15 protein-coding genes are annotated in these 16,589 nt (G+C 66.4%); 11 read left to right on the forward strand and 4 right to left on the reverse strand.

Going from position 1 to position 16,589, the window contains the following annotated elements; translation table 11 throughout:
- The coding region (gene groL, locus VGK20_17635) for a chaperonin GroEL (GenBank protein ID HEY2775868.1) at nucleotides 1–1,267 on the forward strand (1,267 nt) is incomplete at its 5' end.
- 146 nt (nucleotides 1,268–1,413) lie between these two features.
- A complete protein-coding gene (gene lon, locus VGK20_17640) occupies nucleotides 1,414–3,813 on the forward strand; it encodes an endopeptidase La (GenBank protein HEY2775869.1) in 2,400 nt (799 codons plus the stop codon).
- Nucleotides 3,814–3,858: 45 nt separating this feature from the next.
- Here lon and VGK20_17645 read toward each other — a convergent pair whose 3' ends face one another.
- Both VGK20_17645 and VGK20_17650 read right to left on the reverse strand, forming a co-directional pair.
- Complete coding sequence (locus tag VGK20_17645) at nucleotides 3,859–4,515, reverse strand: NrsF family protein (protein ID HEY2775870.1); 657 nt, start codon at nucleotides 4,513–4,515, stop codon at nucleotides 3,859–3,861.
- 7 nt (nucleotides 4,516–4,522) lie between these two features.
- Nucleotides 4,523–5,065, reverse strand: a complete 543-nt coding sequence (locus VGK20_17650; GenBank protein ID HEY2775871.1) for a sigma-70 family RNA polymerase sigma factor — start codon at nucleotides 5,063–5,065, stop codon at nucleotides 4,523–4,525.
- 321 nt (nucleotides 5,066–5,386) lie between these two features.
- On the opposite strand from VGK20_17650, the gene VGK20_17655 reads away from it, so the two are divergent.
- The 3 genes from VGK20_17655 (at nucleotide 5,387) to VGK20_17665 (ending at nucleotide 8,201) form a co-directional block, all read left to right on the forward strand.
- Nucleotides 5,387–5,746, forward strand: coding sequence for a VOC family protein (locus tag VGK20_17655; protein HEY2775872.1), 360 nt, complete (start codon nucleotides 5,387–5,389; stop codon nucleotides 5,744–5,746).
- A 163-nt stretch (nucleotides 5,747–5,909) separates the two neighbouring features.
- Nucleotides 5,910–7,388: a hypothetical protein gene (locus VGK20_17660; protein HEY2775873.1), complete on the forward strand. Its 1,479-nt coding sequence runs from the start codon at nucleotides 5,910–5,912 to the stop codon at nucleotides 7,386–7,388.
- A gap of 159 nt (nucleotides 7,389–7,547) precedes the next feature.
- Nucleotides 7,548–8,201 (forward strand): glutathione S-transferase family protein, encoded by a 654-nt coding sequence (locus tag VGK20_17665; protein ID HEY2775874.1) that lies wholly within the window; start codon nucleotides 7,548–7,550, stop codon nucleotides 8,199–8,201.
- 81 nt (nucleotides 8,202–8,282) lie between these two features.
- Here VGK20_17665 and VGK20_17670 read toward each other — a convergent pair whose 3' ends face one another.
- Entirely contained in the window at nucleotides 8,283–8,519 is a 237-nt protein-coding gene (locus VGK20_17670; protein ID HEY2775875.1) for a hypothetical protein, read from the reverse strand.
- 364 nt (nucleotides 8,520–8,883) lie between these two features.
- On the opposite strand from VGK20_17670, the gene VGK20_17675 reads away from it, so the two are divergent.
- A complete protein-coding gene (locus VGK20_17675; GenBank protein ID HEY2775876.1) occupies nucleotides 8,884–9,306 on the forward strand; it encodes a hypothetical protein in 423 nt (140 codons plus the stop codon).
- 58 nt (nucleotides 9,307–9,364) lie between these two features.
- Here VGK20_17675 and VGK20_17680 read toward each other — a convergent pair whose 3' ends face one another.
- Nucleotides 9,365–10,819: an MBOAT family O-acyltransferase gene (locus tag VGK20_17680; protein HEY2775877.1), complete on the reverse strand. Its 1,455-nt coding sequence runs from the start codon at nucleotides 10,817–10,819 to the stop codon at nucleotides 9,365–9,367.
- 298 nt (nucleotides 10,820–11,117) lie between these two features.
- Between VGK20_17680 and VGK20_17685 the strand changes: the two genes are divergently transcribed.
- The 5 genes from VGK20_17685 (at nucleotide 11,118) to VGK20_17705 (ending at nucleotide 16,579) form a co-directional block, all read left to right on the forward strand.
- Nucleotides 11,118–12,269 carry a hypothetical protein gene (locus VGK20_17685; protein ID HEY2775878.1) on the forward strand — a complete coding sequence of 384 codons (1,152 nt, stop codon included), beginning with the start codon at nucleotides 11,118–11,120 and terminating at the stop codon, nucleotides 12,267–12,269.
- Between the two features lie 92 nt (nucleotides 12,270–12,361).
- Nucleotides 12,362–13,903: a hypothetical protein gene (locus VGK20_17690; protein ID HEY2775879.1), complete on the forward strand. Its 1,542-nt coding sequence runs from the start codon at nucleotides 12,362–12,364 to the stop codon at nucleotides 13,901–13,903.
- A 10-nt stretch (nucleotides 13,904–13,913) separates the two neighbouring features.
- Nucleotides 13,914–15,014: a hypothetical protein gene (locus VGK20_17695; protein ID HEY2775880.1), complete on the forward strand. Its 1,101-nt coding sequence runs from the start codon at nucleotides 13,914–13,916 to the stop codon at nucleotides 15,012–15,014.
- A gap of 43 nt (nucleotides 15,015–15,057) precedes the next feature.
- Complete coding sequence (locus VGK20_17700) at nucleotides 15,058–15,780, forward strand: DUF1566 domain-containing protein (protein ID HEY2775881.1); 723 nt, start codon at nucleotides 15,058–15,060, stop codon at nucleotides 15,778–15,780.
- A 97-nt stretch (nucleotides 15,781–15,877) separates the two neighbouring features.
- Nucleotides 15,878–16,579, forward strand: coding sequence for a murein L,D-transpeptidase catalytic domain family protein (locus tag VGK20_17705; protein ID HEY2775882.1), 702 nt, complete (start codon nucleotides 15,878–15,880; stop codon nucleotides 16,577–16,579).
- Nucleotides 16,580–16,589 lie beyond the last annotated feature (10 nt).

Raw genomic sequence — 16,589 nt, forward strand, 5'->3', positions numbered from 1 at the left:
GGCGATCGTCGAGAACCTCAAGAAGCACTCGAAGCAGACCAAGGACGCGAAGGAGATCGCGCAGGTCGGCACCATCAGCGCCAACGGCGACCAGACGATCGGCAAGCTCCTCGCCGACGCGATGGAGAAGGTCGGCAAGGAAGGCGTCATCACCGTCGAGGAGGCCAAGAGCGCCGAGACGACGCTCGACGTCGTCGAGGGCATGCAGTTCGACCGCGGCTACCTCTCGCCGTACTTCGTCACCGACCCCGAGCGCATGACGGCGCGCCTCGACGACGCGCTGATCCTCATCAACGAGAAGAAGATCTCGAACATGAAGGAGATGCTGCCGGTGCTCGAGGCCATCGCCAAGGCCGGGCGCCCGCTGCTGATCATCGCCGAGGACATCGAGGGCGAGGCTCTGGCCACGCTGGTCGTCAACAAGATCCGCGGAACCCTCAACGTCGTCGCCGTCAAGGCGCCGGGCTTCGGTGATCGCCGCAAGGAGATGCTGAAGGACGTGGCGGTGCTGACCGGCGGCAAGGTGATCAGCGAGGAACTCGGGCTCAAGCTCGAGAACATCACGCTGAACGATCTCGGCAAGGCCAAGCGCATCACCGTCGACAAGGACAACACGACGCTGGTCGACGGCGCCGGAAAGAAGGCCGACATCGAGGGCCGCATCGGCACGATCCGCAAGCAGATCGAGGACACCACCAGCGACTACGACCGCGAGAAGCTCCAGGAGCGCCTGGCCAAGCTCGTCGGCGGCGTGGCGGTGATCAAGGTCGGCGCAGCCACCGAAGTCGAGATGAAGGAAAAGAAAGCCCGCGTCGAAGACGCGCTGCACGCCACTCGGGCAGCCGTCGAAGAGGGCATCGTCCCCGGCGGCGGCGTCGCGCTGATCCGCTGCCAGGGCGTGCTCGAGTCGCTCAGGGGAGCGACCGACGAGGAGAACATCGGCATCCGCATCCTGTCGCGCGCGATCGAGGAGCCGACCCGCTGGATCGTCCGGAACGCCGGCGCCGAGCCGGCGATCGTCATCGACCGCATCCGCGCCGGCAAGGGAGCCTTCGGCTACAATGCCGCCACGGGAGTGTACGAGGACCTGATCAAGGCCGGCATCGTCGACCCGACCAAGGTCGTGCGCACCGCGCTGCAGAACGCCTCGTCGGTTGCGGGCCTGATGCTCACCACCGAGGCTGCAGTCGTCGAGAAGCCCAAGGAAGACAAGGGTGGCGGCGGTCACCCGGGCGGCGGCATGGGCGGCATGGAAGGGATGATGTAAGCAGTCGCGCTGCGCGCATACGCGTTTCGCAACCAGGGCCCCCGTCTCGCAAGAGGCGGGGGCCTTTGCGTTTTCGATCGCCGATTGGGCCAAGAATCGCCGCCCGACCCTTGTCACCGGTCAAAACGTCCCCATCTTCTACCCCGATGAGAACCCTCGAGGGCAATGCTCCGGAGGCGAAGAGTCCGGCTGCGCCGACTTCGGAGTCGGAGTTCGTGCTGCCGCCCTTGCCGACGGACGCGATCATCGTGGTTCCGCTTCGCAACGCGGTGCTTTTCCCGGCCGCGATCTCGCCGATCGCGGTAGGAAGGACTTCGTCGATCGCGGCCGTGCGTGAAGCGGCGCGGCTCGGCAGCCGCGTCGCGTTCGTGCTCCAGCGCGACCCCGCCAGGGGCGAGGTGACGGGCAGCGATCTTTACGCCGTCGGCACCGTCGGCCAGATCGTCCGCATGGCTCCCGCCGGTGACAAGGGGCTGCACCTGCTGGTGCACGGCCAGGAAAGGGCCCGCCTCGTCGAGTACCTCGCGGGTTGGCCTTTCCTCGTCGCGCGCGTCGAGATTCCCGCTGTCGAAGAGGCGATCCCGTCCGCCGGGCCCGAAGTCGAGGCGCGATTCCTCCAGCTGAAGGAACAGGCCACCGAAGCGCTGCGCCTGCTGCCGAACGTTCCGGACGAGTACACCGAGGCCGTGCAGTCGATCGACGGGCCAGGTCCGCTGTGCGACACCGTCGCCAACCTTCTGGACATCCCGAACACCGAGAAGCAGGACGTGCTCGAGACGTTCGACCTGCGCCCGCGCCTGGACAAGGTGCTGGAGCTGCTCGGCGCGCGCGTCCAGGTGCTGCGCCTTTCGAAGGACATCGGCGACAAGGCGCGCAAGGAATTCGACGAGCGCCAGCGTGAGCACGTGCTGCGCGAGCAGCTTCGCCAGATCCACAAGGAGCTCGGCGACGAGAACCTGAGCGACGTCGAGGAGCTCGGCACCAGGCTCGACGAAGCCGGCATGCCCGAGGAAACCCTCAAGCAGACGAAGAAGGAATACCAGAGACTGACGCGCATGGGCGAAGCTTCGCCCGAGTCGTCGATGGTGCGCACCTACCTCGAGTTGATGGCCGAGTTGCCGTGGAAGCTCGAGGAAGAATCGCCGATCGACATCGCAGCGGCGCGCCGCATCCTCGACGAGGACCACTACGGCCTGGACAAGATCAAGCGCCGCATCCTCGAGTTCCTCGCCGTGCGCAAGCTCAACCCGGGCGGCAAGAGCCCGATTTTGTGCTTCGTCGGACCTCCCGGCGTCGGCAAGACGTCGCTCGGTCATTCGATCGCGCGCGCGACGGGCCGCCCGTTCCAGCGCGTCGCGCTCGGCGGCACGCACGATGAAGCCGAGATCCGCGGCCATCGCCGGACCTACATCGGCTCGATGCCAGGCAACGTCATCCAGGCGATCCGCCGCGCCGGCAGCCGCCGCGCCGTGCTCATGCTGGACGAGATCGACAAGCTCGGCGCCGGCGGATTCCACGGCGATCCGGCTTCGGCGATGCTCGAGGTGCTCGATCCCGAGCAGAACGTGAAGTTCCGCGACAACTATCTCGGCGTCGACTTCGACCTGTCGCACATGATGTTCATCGCGACGGCCAATTCGCTCGACACGATCCCGGGGCCTTTGCAGGACCGCATGGAGATCATCTCGCTGCCCGGCTACACGGAGGACGAGAAGCTCGAGATTGCCTCGCGCTACCTCGTGCGGCGCCAGCTCGAGGCCAACGGGCTCACGCCCGAGCAGGCGCAAGTCACGCGCGATGCGCTGCGCTCGATCACTCGCGAGTACACTCGCGAAGCCGGAGTGCGAAACCTCGAGCGCGAGATCGGCTCGGTGCTGCGCTCGGCTGCGATGAGCATCGCCGAGGGAACGCTCGCGAGCGTCTCGATCGACTCGCCGCAAGTGCCGGTCATTCTGGGTGCGCCGAAATTCGAGAACGAAACGGCGCTGCGTACCGCGGTGCCGGGCGTCGCGACCGGGCTGGCATGGACGCCGTTCGGCGGCGATATCCTGTTCATCGAGGCGAGCAAGACGCCCGGATCGGGCAAATTGATCCTGACGGGCCAGCTCGGCGACGTGATGAAGGAATCCGCGCAGGCAGCGGTGACGCTGGCAAAAGGCGTCGTCGGGGATTCGCTGGAGAAGATCGACCTGCACATCCACGTGCCGGCCGGCGCTACGCCGAAGGACGGCCCGAGCGCAGGAGTCGCGATCTTCGTCGCTCTCGTTTCGTTGCTCACGGACCGGCCGGTGCGCCCGGACCTGGCGATGACCGGCGAAATCTCGCTGCGCGGACTGGTGCTGCCGATCGGCGGCGTCAAGGAGAAGCTGCTCGCCGCGCTGAGGGCCGGCATCACGACGGTGATGCTGCCGCGGCGAAACCAGAAGGACCTCGAGGACGTTCCCGCCAACGCGAAGGAGCGCCTGGAAGTCATCTGGATGGACCGGGTCGAAGACGCCGTGTGGCACGCGCTCGACGAGACGACGGGGCGCCGGGCGGTGGCCTGAAGCCTGCCGCCTTGCGGCGGACGAGTTGCTGTCGAAACCGCGAAGTCAGTCGGCCGCAAGCGGCTCCAGCCAGCGCGCCGTAAGCGTTCCGGCCAGCGAGATGCCGAGCGAGATCGGCACCGTGTGCCAGAAGAGCAGGTGCAGCCCGTCGTCGACGGGGCACGCGATGCGCACCGCGGCCGCGGCGAAGAGCAGCGCTGCCGCGCCGGTGCAGGTTGCCGCGTAGTTGCGGTCCAGCGGCGCGCCGCGGCGCACCGCGATGAAAAGCGCAACCCACGGCAGCGCCGAGAACGAAGCGATCGCGCCGACACAGCGCATCCCTTCGAACAGGAAACGTCCGGTCGAGCGGTTGCCGGAAAGCGCCGGCTCGAGCGAGAGCAGCGCGAACGCGAAGGCGCCGATCACCAGCGGAATCGCCAGCGTGCCGCGCCCCTTGGTCATGCCGGGAACCGCCGCGGAAAGTGCGATTCCGCCGGCGATCGAGCCGGCAGCGATGAACGCGACAAGCTCGAGCAGGAAGCGCCCGTCGTGCAGGTGAAGCGCGAGGTCCTCGCGCAGCCCGAACAGGAACGCCGACCCGAGCGTGACGGCCTGGAGCGCGAGCCACCACGCAAGGCGCACGAGCGGCGGCCTGAGCCCAACGACAGGAGTGACGCCGCCGGACAGGCGCGCGACGAGCTCGTCATGACTGCGAGGCAGCATCACCGCTTCAGCTCCCGAGAAGGCGACGCAGCGCCTTGTAGGCACGGTGCGCGCGCACGCGGAACGCGACCGGAGAAACGCCGGCCCGTGCGGCCGCCGCTTCGGTGGAAAACCCTTCGATCTTGAGCAGCTCCAGGGCCTGGCGCTGCGGAGGCGTCAGGCGGCCGAACGCGCGCGCGAAATCCAGGCGGGCGTAGCTGTCGTCGGGAACGGCGACGTGCATCGACGGCTCGACCGGCCGCTCTCTCAGGGCGCGGCGCCGGTGGCGTCGCATCTGCCGCGACATGACGTGCGAGGCGATCGCATACATCCACGGTTCGACCGGACGCGATACGAGGTAGGTGTGGCGCGCGCGGTGAATCGCAATCATGGTCTCCTGGTACACGTCCTCCACCTGCCCCTGGTCAGCGATACGCGCGCGAAGGAATCTCAACAGGTCCGGACCGATGTCGTCGAGCAGGGAGCGATAGGCCTCGGCGTCTCCCTTCTGGGCAGCCTCCATCCAGTCGCACCGGCGCTTGCGGCGCTGTTCGCGTTCTGCGTTCTTCATGGTCACGGCCGTCGCCGATGTTACGTCCGCTCGTGACGTGAGGCCAAGCCCTCGGCGCCGCGATCTCCGCCCCGGATTAGCCGCAGACCGGGCGCCAGTCGAGAGGAAATCTGACGGCCCGCCCCGGGCGGGGCGGGCTCGCGGCGGTCGCCAGTCCGTCGTGCCGTCAGGTTGCCTGCCCCGTTTACTTCGGAATCGCCCGATTTTCGCTGCCGTTGCATCGGTTCGCGAGGCAGGGGTTTATATGCGCAACGGAAAATCCGAGCGCACGAAGTGCGGCGCGGCAGCGAACGCGCCGCGCCGCTCGGCGAGGCAATCGCCATGATCACCGGAATCCACCACGTCCAGCTCGCGATGCCGCGCGGAGGCGAGGCCGAGGCGCGCGCGTTCTACTCGGGCGTCCTCGGCATTGCCGAGGTCGCCAAGCCCGCAGCGCTCGCAGCAAGGGGCGGCGCCTGGTTCGAAAGCCCCGAAGTAAGGATTCACCTCGGCGTCGACGAGGAGTTCCGGCCCGCAAAGAAGGCACATCCGGCCCTGCTGGTGCGCGATCTGGCCGCCGTCATCGCCAGGATTCGAAATGCCGGTCTCGAGGTGACCGAAGAAGAAATGCCGGGATACCGCCGCATCTACGTGCTCGATCCTTTCGGCAATCGACTCGAGCTGATGCAGCCGCTCGGCTAAGCTGCGGGCCGCTGCGCAGCCGGAGACGGCGATCACGGCTTGCCGCCCGCACACCGGGACGCCGGGCGCCGGCAGCCCGGCCAAAGGCCATGGCTACGGCAGCGAAAATTCGGCACAGTTGGGCGGCGCGCGCCTGGCGCCGCCTTCGGGAGGGACTCAACCAATGCTGACCGACAAGTTCCGGGGTATACGCCTGTCTTCCTGGAGCCCCGCGCTCCTTGCCGCCGCCGTGCTGCTCGCCGCATCGAATGCCGGCGCGATGCCGCGTGGAAAAGTCCTGCCCCGCCAGATCGATCCCGCCGGACGCTCTGCGCAGCCGTCCGGCGACGCCAACGTCGGGCGCCCGGATTCTTCGTGCCGCCCGCACCGCAATACGCTCGTCTACCACGGCGGCGAGCTCGTGCAGCATCCGGACGTCTTCCTGCTGTTCTGGGGAAGCCTCTGGAACACCGATGCCGCGCATATTTCGGCGAAGGCCGACCTGGAAAGCATGTACGGCAAGCTCGTGACGAGCGAGTTCGCATGCGCGTGGCAGGAATACGGCGTTCCCGCGTTTCCGCTCGGCACGGGCTCCTACGCCGGATCCTTCGTCATCTCCGGCACGCCGCCCAATCCCATCCTCGACTCCGACATCCAGACTGCGATCCAGGCGGAGATCGCGGCCCACCATGCGCCGGCGATCGGCAGCAACGAAGTCTACGTGATGGTCACTCCGGATGGCTTTCCGGTCACGGCGAGCGACGGAAGTACGGGCTGCGGCGGCTCGAACTTCCAGTTCTGCGGCTATCACGACGAATTCCAGATGGGTCCCGACCATTATCGCTACGAAGTGCTGCCGTTCCCGTGCAGCGACGGCGGCGGCACCTGCTTCGTCGATTTCGGCGAGAGCGTGAACAAGGCGTACGAGGTCGTCGGCTCCCACGAGCTGTCCGAGCTCGTCACCGACCCCGACAACGCCGTTGCCGGCTGGTACAGCGATCACGACGGCCAGGAGAACGCCGACATCTGCGCGGCCGATTCCTGCATTTTTGACCTCAATACGGGAATGGGCACTTTCTCGATGAACTCGACGTGGTCGAACCTCGCGCGCGGCTGCGTTGCGTCCGTTCCGTGCGCACCGAGATCCATCGGCTGCACCGACGACGCCCCGGGCGCGTGCTCGGCGTCCGCGGGAAAGACCGGCGCCTGCTCGCTGGAATGGCAGGTCGATCCGAACCTCTCGCAGAAAAAGGGCGAGACGACCGGACGCGTCACCTGCTCCGACGGGCTTCCGTTCTGCGACGCCGACGGCATGAGCAACGGCACCTGCACGTTCCACGTCGCCGCGTGCATGAACAACTCGGACCCGCGCATCGCCACCTGCCAGCTTTCTCCGATCGACTCGATCACGATCCGCCAGCCCCTGGTGGGCGACCCGTTGATTGCGACGATCCTCGATGGGCTGAACTCCGCGGATCCCTCCGCGGTGGGCAGCGTCTCCGGCAATACGCTGACGTTCAGCACGCCGGCAAGCACGGGCGATTCGTGCACGAGCTATCTGGACGTACCGGTCGCGGCGGGAGAGCGCCTCACGATCTCGGCCCGGCTCACGACCGACGTCGGGCACGTCTCGAGCAAGCTGCAGCTGACGTGCACGAACTGAGGGCCGGCCAGTACGGGCCGTGAGCAGCGTGCCCTCTACATCGGGCGCTTCGCAGCACCTTGCCGCCATCGACATGACCCGCGGCCTGGTCATGCTGATTCGGGGTACAAGGCCACCGACGAAATCTGTTCACGCGCTATGTCTGGGAATTTTCTGAAGATGAAACTCTACGCCCACCCGTTTTCTTCGTACTGCCAGAAAGTGCTGATCGCGTTCTACGAGAACGACTTGCCGTACGAGCTGCGCATGCTCGGCCCCGGCGAGGACGAGGTGGCGGCCGAATTTGCCGCGCTGTGGCCGCTGCGGCGCATGCCGGTGCTCGTCGATGGGCCGCACACCATCGTCGAATCGACGATCCTGATCGAGCATCTGCAGCTTCATCATCCCGGTCCGGTGCGTCTCGTTCCCGCCGATCCCGACCGCGCGATCGCTGTGCGGATGCTGGACCGCTTCTTCGACAACTACGTGATGACGCCGGTACAGAAGATCGTCGGCGACAGCCTGAGGCCCGCCGACAGCCGCGATCCGTTCGGAGTCGGCGAAGCGCACACGGCGCTCGAGACGGCATACGGTTGGCTCGATGCGACGATTGCCGGGCGCCGCTGGGCCGCCGGCGAAGACTTCACGCTCGCGGACTGCGCCGCCGCCCCGTCGCTCTTCTATGCGGACTGGGTGCACCCGGTGTCCGCGTCGTTCGCCCGCGTGCGCGAGTACCGGACACGCCTGCTCGGGCGCCCGTCGTTCGCCCGGGCAGTCGACGAAGCCCGGCCGTACCGGCCGCTGTTTCCGCTCGGCGCACCCGATCGCGACTGACTGCGACGAAGCTGCGCGACCGTCAGTGCCTATGCGGCGCAGAATTCGCGGAGCGGAGGAACTCAGGCCCGGATGAACCGATCAGGCCCGAATGAAGCGCGTGAGGTAGACACCGAATGCGATGCACCCGGCGAAGCCGACGATGAGCAACCCGAGCGCGATCGGCCTCTGCTGGCGAGCGAGCGCCGCGCAAACAATCGCGGTCAGAGTCTCGGCGGTAAGCTCCTGGTAGTAGAAGCCGCGACGGATCGGCGCAGGCTCGTGGGGCGCATTGGCTTTGTCGGGCTCGAGCCGGAACAGGCGGCGGGCGAAGATCATCGGCGCCTCCGAACCGCTGGCCCTGCACTGCAGGACGCGCGGCTCTGCATGAATAGACGGGCGTGGCGCCGCTGGCAAGAAGCGCGGGGCTCTGCGGTGTCACGTCACTGTGTGCAACCGCGAGCAAGCAAGCCGTGGGCATGCCGCGGGACAACGCTGATTCTTTTCCGTTCGCGGGGTTTGCGGTTTCGACAGGTGTCCTCAGTCACGCAACGCGACTGGTCGCGCGCGTCGCTGATGTGTCGATAAAAATTGCACAGCAATCTCCCCGGCGGCGACGACGGGAGGCTCCGGGCCGCGCTATCGCGGCGACGCGCGCAGCGGCGGCCGTTGAAGTTTTTTCGCGAGCGTCCGTCTTCTTTCCATGACCGGTGCTGGTTCGTCGCGACATGCGCGCATCGCCTTCCGCGACGGTGACGACGTATTGGCGGCGTCGCCGCGCGCGTCCGCGACTGCGGCAATCGGCGATCTGTCCAGGCTCAACTGGGACCGCCAGGAGCTTCTCAGCCTGCTTTCGGCATCGGCGACGCTGGCGGGTCTCTGCATCACCGTCGTCGCGCTGATGAACGCGTTCAACAAGGCGAACAGCGGGGCAACGATCGTCGACGACGTGCTCGCGCTGTGTGCCGCCGCGTTCCTGCTGTCGACGTACCTGATCTTCTGGGCGCTGCGCAGCTCGTCGCCGTCCGTCGCGGTCGTGCTGACGAAGTCCGTCGACGTCATCTTCCTGGCCGCACTGAGCGCGATGACGGCTGCCGGTTTCATCATGCTCTACACGATCTGGTAGCCCCGCCGCGCTACCGAAAGCTCTGGTCGCGAATCTTTGCGAGCCCGGGCGCCGGCGCTCAGAACTGGAAGTAGATGAACTCGGCTTTGGTGAACGCACCGAAGAACAGGATGCTCGCGACGAGCGCGTAGTAGGCCGCCCAGCGCACCGCGACGGGCTGGGCACCGAGGCCCGGCGCGATGCGGCCGTGGCGCTGCATCCACTGTACCGTCTCCAGCACGCCGATCGCGACCAGCGACACGCAGACTTCGAACCCGTTCAAGCCGAGGTCGAGGAGCTTTGCCAGGCTGGCCTGCTGCCACGATAGTCCCGACAGCAGGTGGGTCAGCACGTAGAACGCGTCCTGGACGTTGGCCGCGCGGAAGAAGATCCACGCGATGCAGGCCAGCGTGAACGTGATCGCGACGCGCAACGTGTGGTGCAGCCGCGGCATGCGGTCGAGACCGAGCGCCGAAGACACGGCGCGGCGCAGCTTCTCGGTCCAGATCGAAACGACGAGATAGGACCCGTGCAGTGCCCCCCACGCGACGAACGTCCAGTTGGCACCGTGCCACAGGCCGCTCGCGAGGAAGGTCAGCATCAGGTTGGTCTGCCAGCGCCAGGTGCTGACGCGATTGCCGCCGAGAGAGATGTAGAAGTAATCGCGGAACCACGTCGACAGCGAGATGTGCCAGCGGCGCCAGAACTCGCTGATCGACGTCGAGGCGTACGGGCAATCGAAGTTGCGCATCAGGCGGATGCCCATCACCTGGGCCGAGCCGAGCGCGATGTCGGAATAGCCCGAAAAATCGCAGTAAATCTGGTACGCGAATGCCACCGTGGCAATGATCAGCGGCAGCCCGGTGTAATCGGACGGCGCGCCGTAGACCTGGTTGACGAGCACGGCCAGGCGGTCGGCGATGACGATCTTCTTGAAAAAGCCCCAGGCCATCAGCCGCAGGCCGGCAGCCGCATCGCCGTAACGGAACTCGTGGCGCGCGTGGAGCTGGGGCAGCACGTGCTGGGGCCGTTCGATCGGGCCGGCGACGAGCTGGGGATAGAACATCACGTACAGGGCGAAGATGCCGGGATGGCGCTCGGCCGGATAATTGCCGCGATAGACTTCGACGGTGTAGCTGAGCGACTGGAACGTATGGAAGGAAAGACCGATCGGCAGGATGATGCCGAGCGCGCGGATCGGATAGTTCCAGTGCAGGAACTGCGCGAGCGCCGCCAGGTTCGCGTTGAGGAAATTGAAATACTTGAAGAACGCGAGCACGCCGACGTTGGCGAAGATGCTCGCCAGCAGGAACAGCTTGCGCCTTCGCCCCTGCGCGCCTTCGATCGCGATTCCCGCCACGTAGTCGATCGCGATCGTGAAGACCAGGATGAGGATGTAGACGGGAATGAACGCCATGTAGAAGACGCAGCTCGCGAGGAGCAGCGGCAACCAGCGCCACGAATACGGCGTCGCGAAGTAGATCGCGGTGACGACCGGGAAGAAGATCAGGAACTCGAGCGAGTTGAAGAGCATGCCAGGTCGTCAGAGCTCGTCGGCGCAAAGAGGATGCGGACGATAGGGTCCGTCAGTTAAGCACGGACGGCCCCGCACTGGTACGCGCGACCGGGGCAGCGCTGACGGCAAACCGCCGCATGGCCGCAACGCGTCAAGCTGCCGGGCGTGACGCCGCGGGGCCCGCGGGGCGACTTTCCGGGGCGTCGGACCTGCCGCGCGGGCCGTGCCGGTCGTCTTGAGGGCGTGCCGGAGCCGTGATACCCGGAGGTTCCCTCCGCGGTCCCGTCCACCCGCGAAGAACCGGAGCAGAATCCTCGTGAGTTCCAGCCGTCCGCAGCGGCGGTTTGCCGTTGCCGCCGTCCTGATGAGCCTCGGGTTTACCGTGGCTTTGCTGGAGGCGTTGCCGAGGCTGGCGCCCGGACTGATGCCGGAAAAGGTGCGCGCCGTCGAGCGCATCTATGACGCACGCGAGTCCTGGGAGAACATGATGCACCCGGACCGCCAGCTCGGCTTCTCGCTCAAGCCGGGCCTGGACATCGCGTTCCCTTCCGAGGCAGGCCAGATCGCCGTGAAGACGCTCGACGCCGGCATCGACAGCGTCGGCTACCGCGACCTCGGCACCAAAGCCCCGTTCGATGCGATGGCCATCGGCGACTCGTTCACGTTCTGCGACGACTGTCCCGCCGAATCCTGCTGGGTAAAGCTGCTGTCGCAGCAGACCGGCCTTTCGATCGGCGACCTCGGCGTCAACGGCTATTCCAACCTCGCCGAAGCGAACATGCTGACCAAGGTCGGCCCGGTGTGGAAGCCCAAGCTGGTGCTGCTCGGGTTCTTCCCGAACGACTTCAAGGACAATGTCCATTTCAACAACTGGGTGCGCAGCGACAGCGACGACTACTGGACGTGGATGCGCCGCAAGCGCCGCAGCGATACGTCCGACTGGCTCGCGCGCAACTCGTTCCTGTACCGGCTCTTCGATGCGAGCCGCCGCTACGGCGACCGCAAGCCGGTCGAGTACAACGGCAACGGCGTGAGCCTGGTGCTGCGGTCCGACGACTGGTGGTGGGGCGTCGTCGAGCGCAGCGAAGTGACGCCGACCTACGCGATCACGCAGCAGGCCCTGGCCAGCGCCGACGCGATCGCGAAGAAACAGGGAAGCCACCTGGTCGTGCTGCTCTTTCCGTTCAAGGAAGAGGTCTACTGGGACGTCGTGCGCCAGCACCTCAAGCACGGCGCCGACCTGAGCGACGACGACGTCGACGCGCCGCTGTCCACCCTCGGCGACTTCATGTCGAAGCAGTCGATCGACTACTGCAACCTGACCGCACCCCTGCGCGAGCACGCCCGAAAAGGGGAGCAGCTTTACCTGAAGACGAGCGCCCACTGGACGGCCGCTGGCAACAAGGTGGCAGCCGACGCGATTTTGGCCTGCCTGCGGGAGAAAGGGCTCCTGGCTTCGCCATCGTGATGAGAGAAGCCCGCGAAATCAAGTCCTTGACTATGTCGTCATTGCAAACGAATAATTCCGCGTTGATGCGAATTTCGCGGCACGGGGGAAGCATGTTCGATCATTCACGTTTCAACGGCCTCGCAGCCGTCGCGACCGGCGCCATGCTGGCGCTCGTCCCCGGCCGTGCGGCCGCCATGCCGCAGTACAACGTGCTGCGCCAGCTCACGCACATCACGACCGGCACCATCGACAGGGTCAAGCTTCGCAGCCAGGACGGAGCCGACCTGGCATTCGTCTCCAACGGCGACGTCATGGGACCCGGCACCCAGACTGCCCACAAGCAGATCTACGTGTGGAGGGAGCAGCTCGACGGCACCGGCGTGATGACGCAGGTGACCAACGGCAGCAACTGCGACAGTACCGACGTCTCGCGGCCGAGCGACACCGTGCAGTCCGACCGTCCGGAAGTCGTCGCGTTCACGTCCACCTGCGACCTCGATCCTTCGATCGGCAATGCCGACCACAACCCCGAAATCTTCTTCTACGAGCTCGACAGCGGCCTTTTCCACCAGATCACGAACACGGTGGCGCCCGCGGACAACCGCGAGCCGTTCCTCAGCGACAGCGGGCGCTGCATGGTGTTCCGCTCCAACGGCAACCTCGACAACAACACTCCTGCCAACCCGTACTACGACCCCACGCATCCCGGGCCGCACTTCAGCAACGCGGATGGCAGCACCGAAGTCTTCCTGTATGCAAAGCTGAACTTTGGTCCGGCGTATCCCCAGGACGCGGTCTTCACCCAGGTCAGCAGCGGCCCGAGCGGGACCACCAGCTCCCACCCGGTGATCAACGGCTACTATTTCCCGCGCCAGTGCGACACGACGGCCTACCAGTCCGACTACGACCAGCTCGGCACCGGGTTCACGGGCCAGGGCATCTACATCTACAAGATGGGATCGTCGTCGCTGCTGCCGATCACGGCAGCCGAGATTCCCCAGGGGTTCCCGGACGGCATCTACCGCAATCCGAGCATCTCCGGCGCCAGCCCCACTGCACGAGGTCCCCACGTCGTCTTCGAATCGGAGCCCGACTTGTGGAGGAACGGCTCCTCGGGCACCAACATCTTCGACTGGCGCGACTTCCATCCGCGCATGACGCAGTTCACGGACGTCGGCGGCGGCTTCACCGCGACCGAACCGGAAGTCGGCGACGGAGGCGGAGTGATCGCGACCGCGTCCAACGGCGAGTTGATCAGCCAGGAGCACACGCTTCGCACCGGCGAGATGCCGCCGTTCAACGGCGACGCCAACTCGGAGATCTTCCTCATCCAGGGCCGCAACAAGGTCTTCCAGGTCACGCAGACCACCGGCTGCAACAACCTGCACCCGTCGATGAAAGGCGACGGGGACAGGGTGTCGTGGATTTCGGACTGCGACATCGTGGGCCAGAACGGCGGCGAGCACGCCCAGATCTACTTGTGGAGCCTCGAGCGCGACGAGTCTCCGCTGGCCCAGCCCAACGGCTGCCTCGAGAGCGACGGCTGCTGCATCGACGCGCCGCAGATGACGACCTGCTATCATACGCTCCGCGGCGCCAAGCCCAAGATCGCGCGTCCGAGTTGCATCGACCGGCCGAACGGCTGCAACTGAGGCGGCCCGCATGGCCGCAGTGCCGCCGGAGCCGTCCGCAGCCGGCGCCGCGACGACCGGGGCAGGGGCGGGCCGGGATCTCGACGACGTGCTGAAGTTTGTCCGCAGGTGCGCGTGGATGATCGCGCTCCAGGTCGCCACCGGCATCGCCGTGCTGACCCTCATTCCCCCCGACCACGACGACTATCTTGCGGTCATCGGGCCGAAAGTGCAGATGCTCGAGCGCACGGAGGCTCCGCGCATCGTGTTCGTCGGAGGCTCCAACCTCGCGTTCGGCCTCGACAGCCACGCCGTCGAGCAGCAGCTCGGGCGGCGCGTCGTCAACATGGGCATGGGCTTCAACATGGGCCTGCGCTTCATGCTCGACGTGATCGCGCCGCGCATCCAGAAGGACGACCTCGTCGTACTGGTGCCCGAGTACAACCTCTTCTACGGCCTGCTCGACGGCGACGAGCGGCTGATCGACGTGCTCGAGCTTTATCCGGAAGGCCTTTCGTACATCCGCTCGAAGCACCAGATCCTGAACATGGTGCAGAACCTGCCGCGTCACGCGCGCTTCAAGATCGAGCGTTTCCTCGAGACGGTGGGGCGCCCGGTACCGGCCGACTGTGTCTACTGCCCGGCGGCTTTCGACGACCTCGGCGACAACGTCGCGCACCTGGACCGTCCGGGCAAGGACGTCGCGAAGATGGAGTTCCTGAGGACGACCTCCCAGGGCGTGGACATGGAGGCGATCTCCGTCGTCAATGCGTTTGCCCGCGAGGTCGAACGGCGCGGCGCGAAGATCGTGATGTTGTTTCCGTGCGTTCCGCGCGTGCACTTCGATCTTCGCCACGAGGCGATCGGTCGCCTGTACGCGAAGCTGCGCGAGAAGCTCGAAGTACCGATGCTGTCGACGCCGGAGGACTACGTCTACCCGCTCGACTACTTCTACGACTGGGTCTACCACCTCAATCGCCAGGGACGCGAGATCCGCACGGCCGAGGTGATCCGCCAGCTTCGTCCCGCGCTCGAAGGCCAGGCGCCCGCGGCGGCCAGCGCCGCAGCCGATTCCGCCGGGAAGCCTCGGGACCCGGCCGGTGGCGCTTCTTCGTCCCGCGCTGCGATTTGACGGGGGGCGCGATATGAACGGTCGTCAGTCCGAGGGGGTATTCATGAAGAAGACGACACTGATCGTCGCCCTGGCAGCGGTCCTGGTGGTCCCGCTTTCCGCGGCCGCCGCCACGCCGTGCGGCGACGTCAACAACAGCGGCAAAGTTACCTCCTCGGATGCGCTGCTCGTGCTGAAAGACGCGGTCGGCCAATCGGTGCAGCTCGTCTGCCCCGCCTCGGGCGGACTCCCCTCTACCGGCCAGACCACGTGCTACGACGCGGCCGGCAACGGGATCTCCTGCATCGGCACCGGACAGGACGGCGAGCTGCAACGAGGCGGCGATCGCACTTTCACCGACAACGGCGACGGCACGATTACCGACGATGCCACCGGCCTCATGTGGGAGAAGCTGTCGGCCGACGCGAGCATCCACGACGTGGGCTCCACGTGGACGTGGACCGACGCCGTCGCATCGAAGATCGCGACGCTCAATTCCGACAACTTTGCCGGCCACCACGACTGGCGGCTGCCCAACGAGTTCGAGCTCTACACGCTCGTCGACCTCGGCGCGCCGCCGCCTTCGACGTACCCCGAGTTCAATGCCTGCATGGCCGGTTGCACCGTCGAGACCTGCAACTGCACGTCGAGCACCGTCTACTGGTCGTCGACGACATATGCGGTCAAGACGAGCAACGCCTGGGGCATCAACTTCGTCGGCGGCCCGACGAACAACGTCGGCAAAGCCGATCTCTACAACGTCCGGGCAGTGCGCGGCGGTTCCTGAAGCCACCCGAACGGGTAGAGCGCGTGCGCGCAGCACGGGCGCGGCTGGGCGATCGCGATTTGGCCCGGACGTCCTCGTGGGGTAAATAGTTTGGTTCGTGGGGGCCTGCGGGGGGACAACAGCCGGCTGGCGGAGCGGCGGTGGAGGTGGAGGTCGGCGCATCGGCGGCGCCCTCGCGTTCGCCATTTTTCTGGCCGCGCTGGCCGTATCGCCGGCAGTTGCCGCGACCGGCAGCCCGAGCCTCTCCGATACGACTGCACAAGACTCGCTACCGCGCCACGAGCTCCTCGATCACGCGCTGGCCGCCTATCACCGCCTCGAAGACGAAGGCCGGGTGCACACCCGGCTGCTGACAGTCATCGACTATTCGCTTCCGTCATTCGAGCGCCGCCTGTGGGTGCTCGACCCTTCGCGCATGAAGGTGCTGTTTCGCGAGTTCGTCGCCCACGGCCGCGGCTCGACCGACAACGACAATCCCGAATACGCCGTTCGCTTCGGCAACCAGTCCTCGAGCCTGCGAAGCAGCATCGGCACCTTTCTTACCGGCAGCATCTACGACGGCGCGCATGGACCGTCGCTCGAGCTGATCGGCCTCGACGCCGGCGTGAACGACAACGCGTTGGAACGGCGGATCGTGATCCATTCCGCCGCCTACGTCGGGATGCGCTACCGCGAGGCGCATGAAGGAAGCGTCGGCCGCAGCTGGGGATGTCCTGCACTGGATCCGGCAGTGGCACCGCGGATCATCACGAGCATCCAGGACGCAAGCGTCCTTTACGCCGAAGGCCGCACCGGCTGAGCGCGCAGGC

The sequence above is a fragment of the Candidatus Binatia bacterium genome (genome assembly GCA_036493895.1).
Taxonomy (GTDB): Bacteria; Desulfobacterota; Binatia; order UBA1149; family CAITLU01; genus DATNBU01.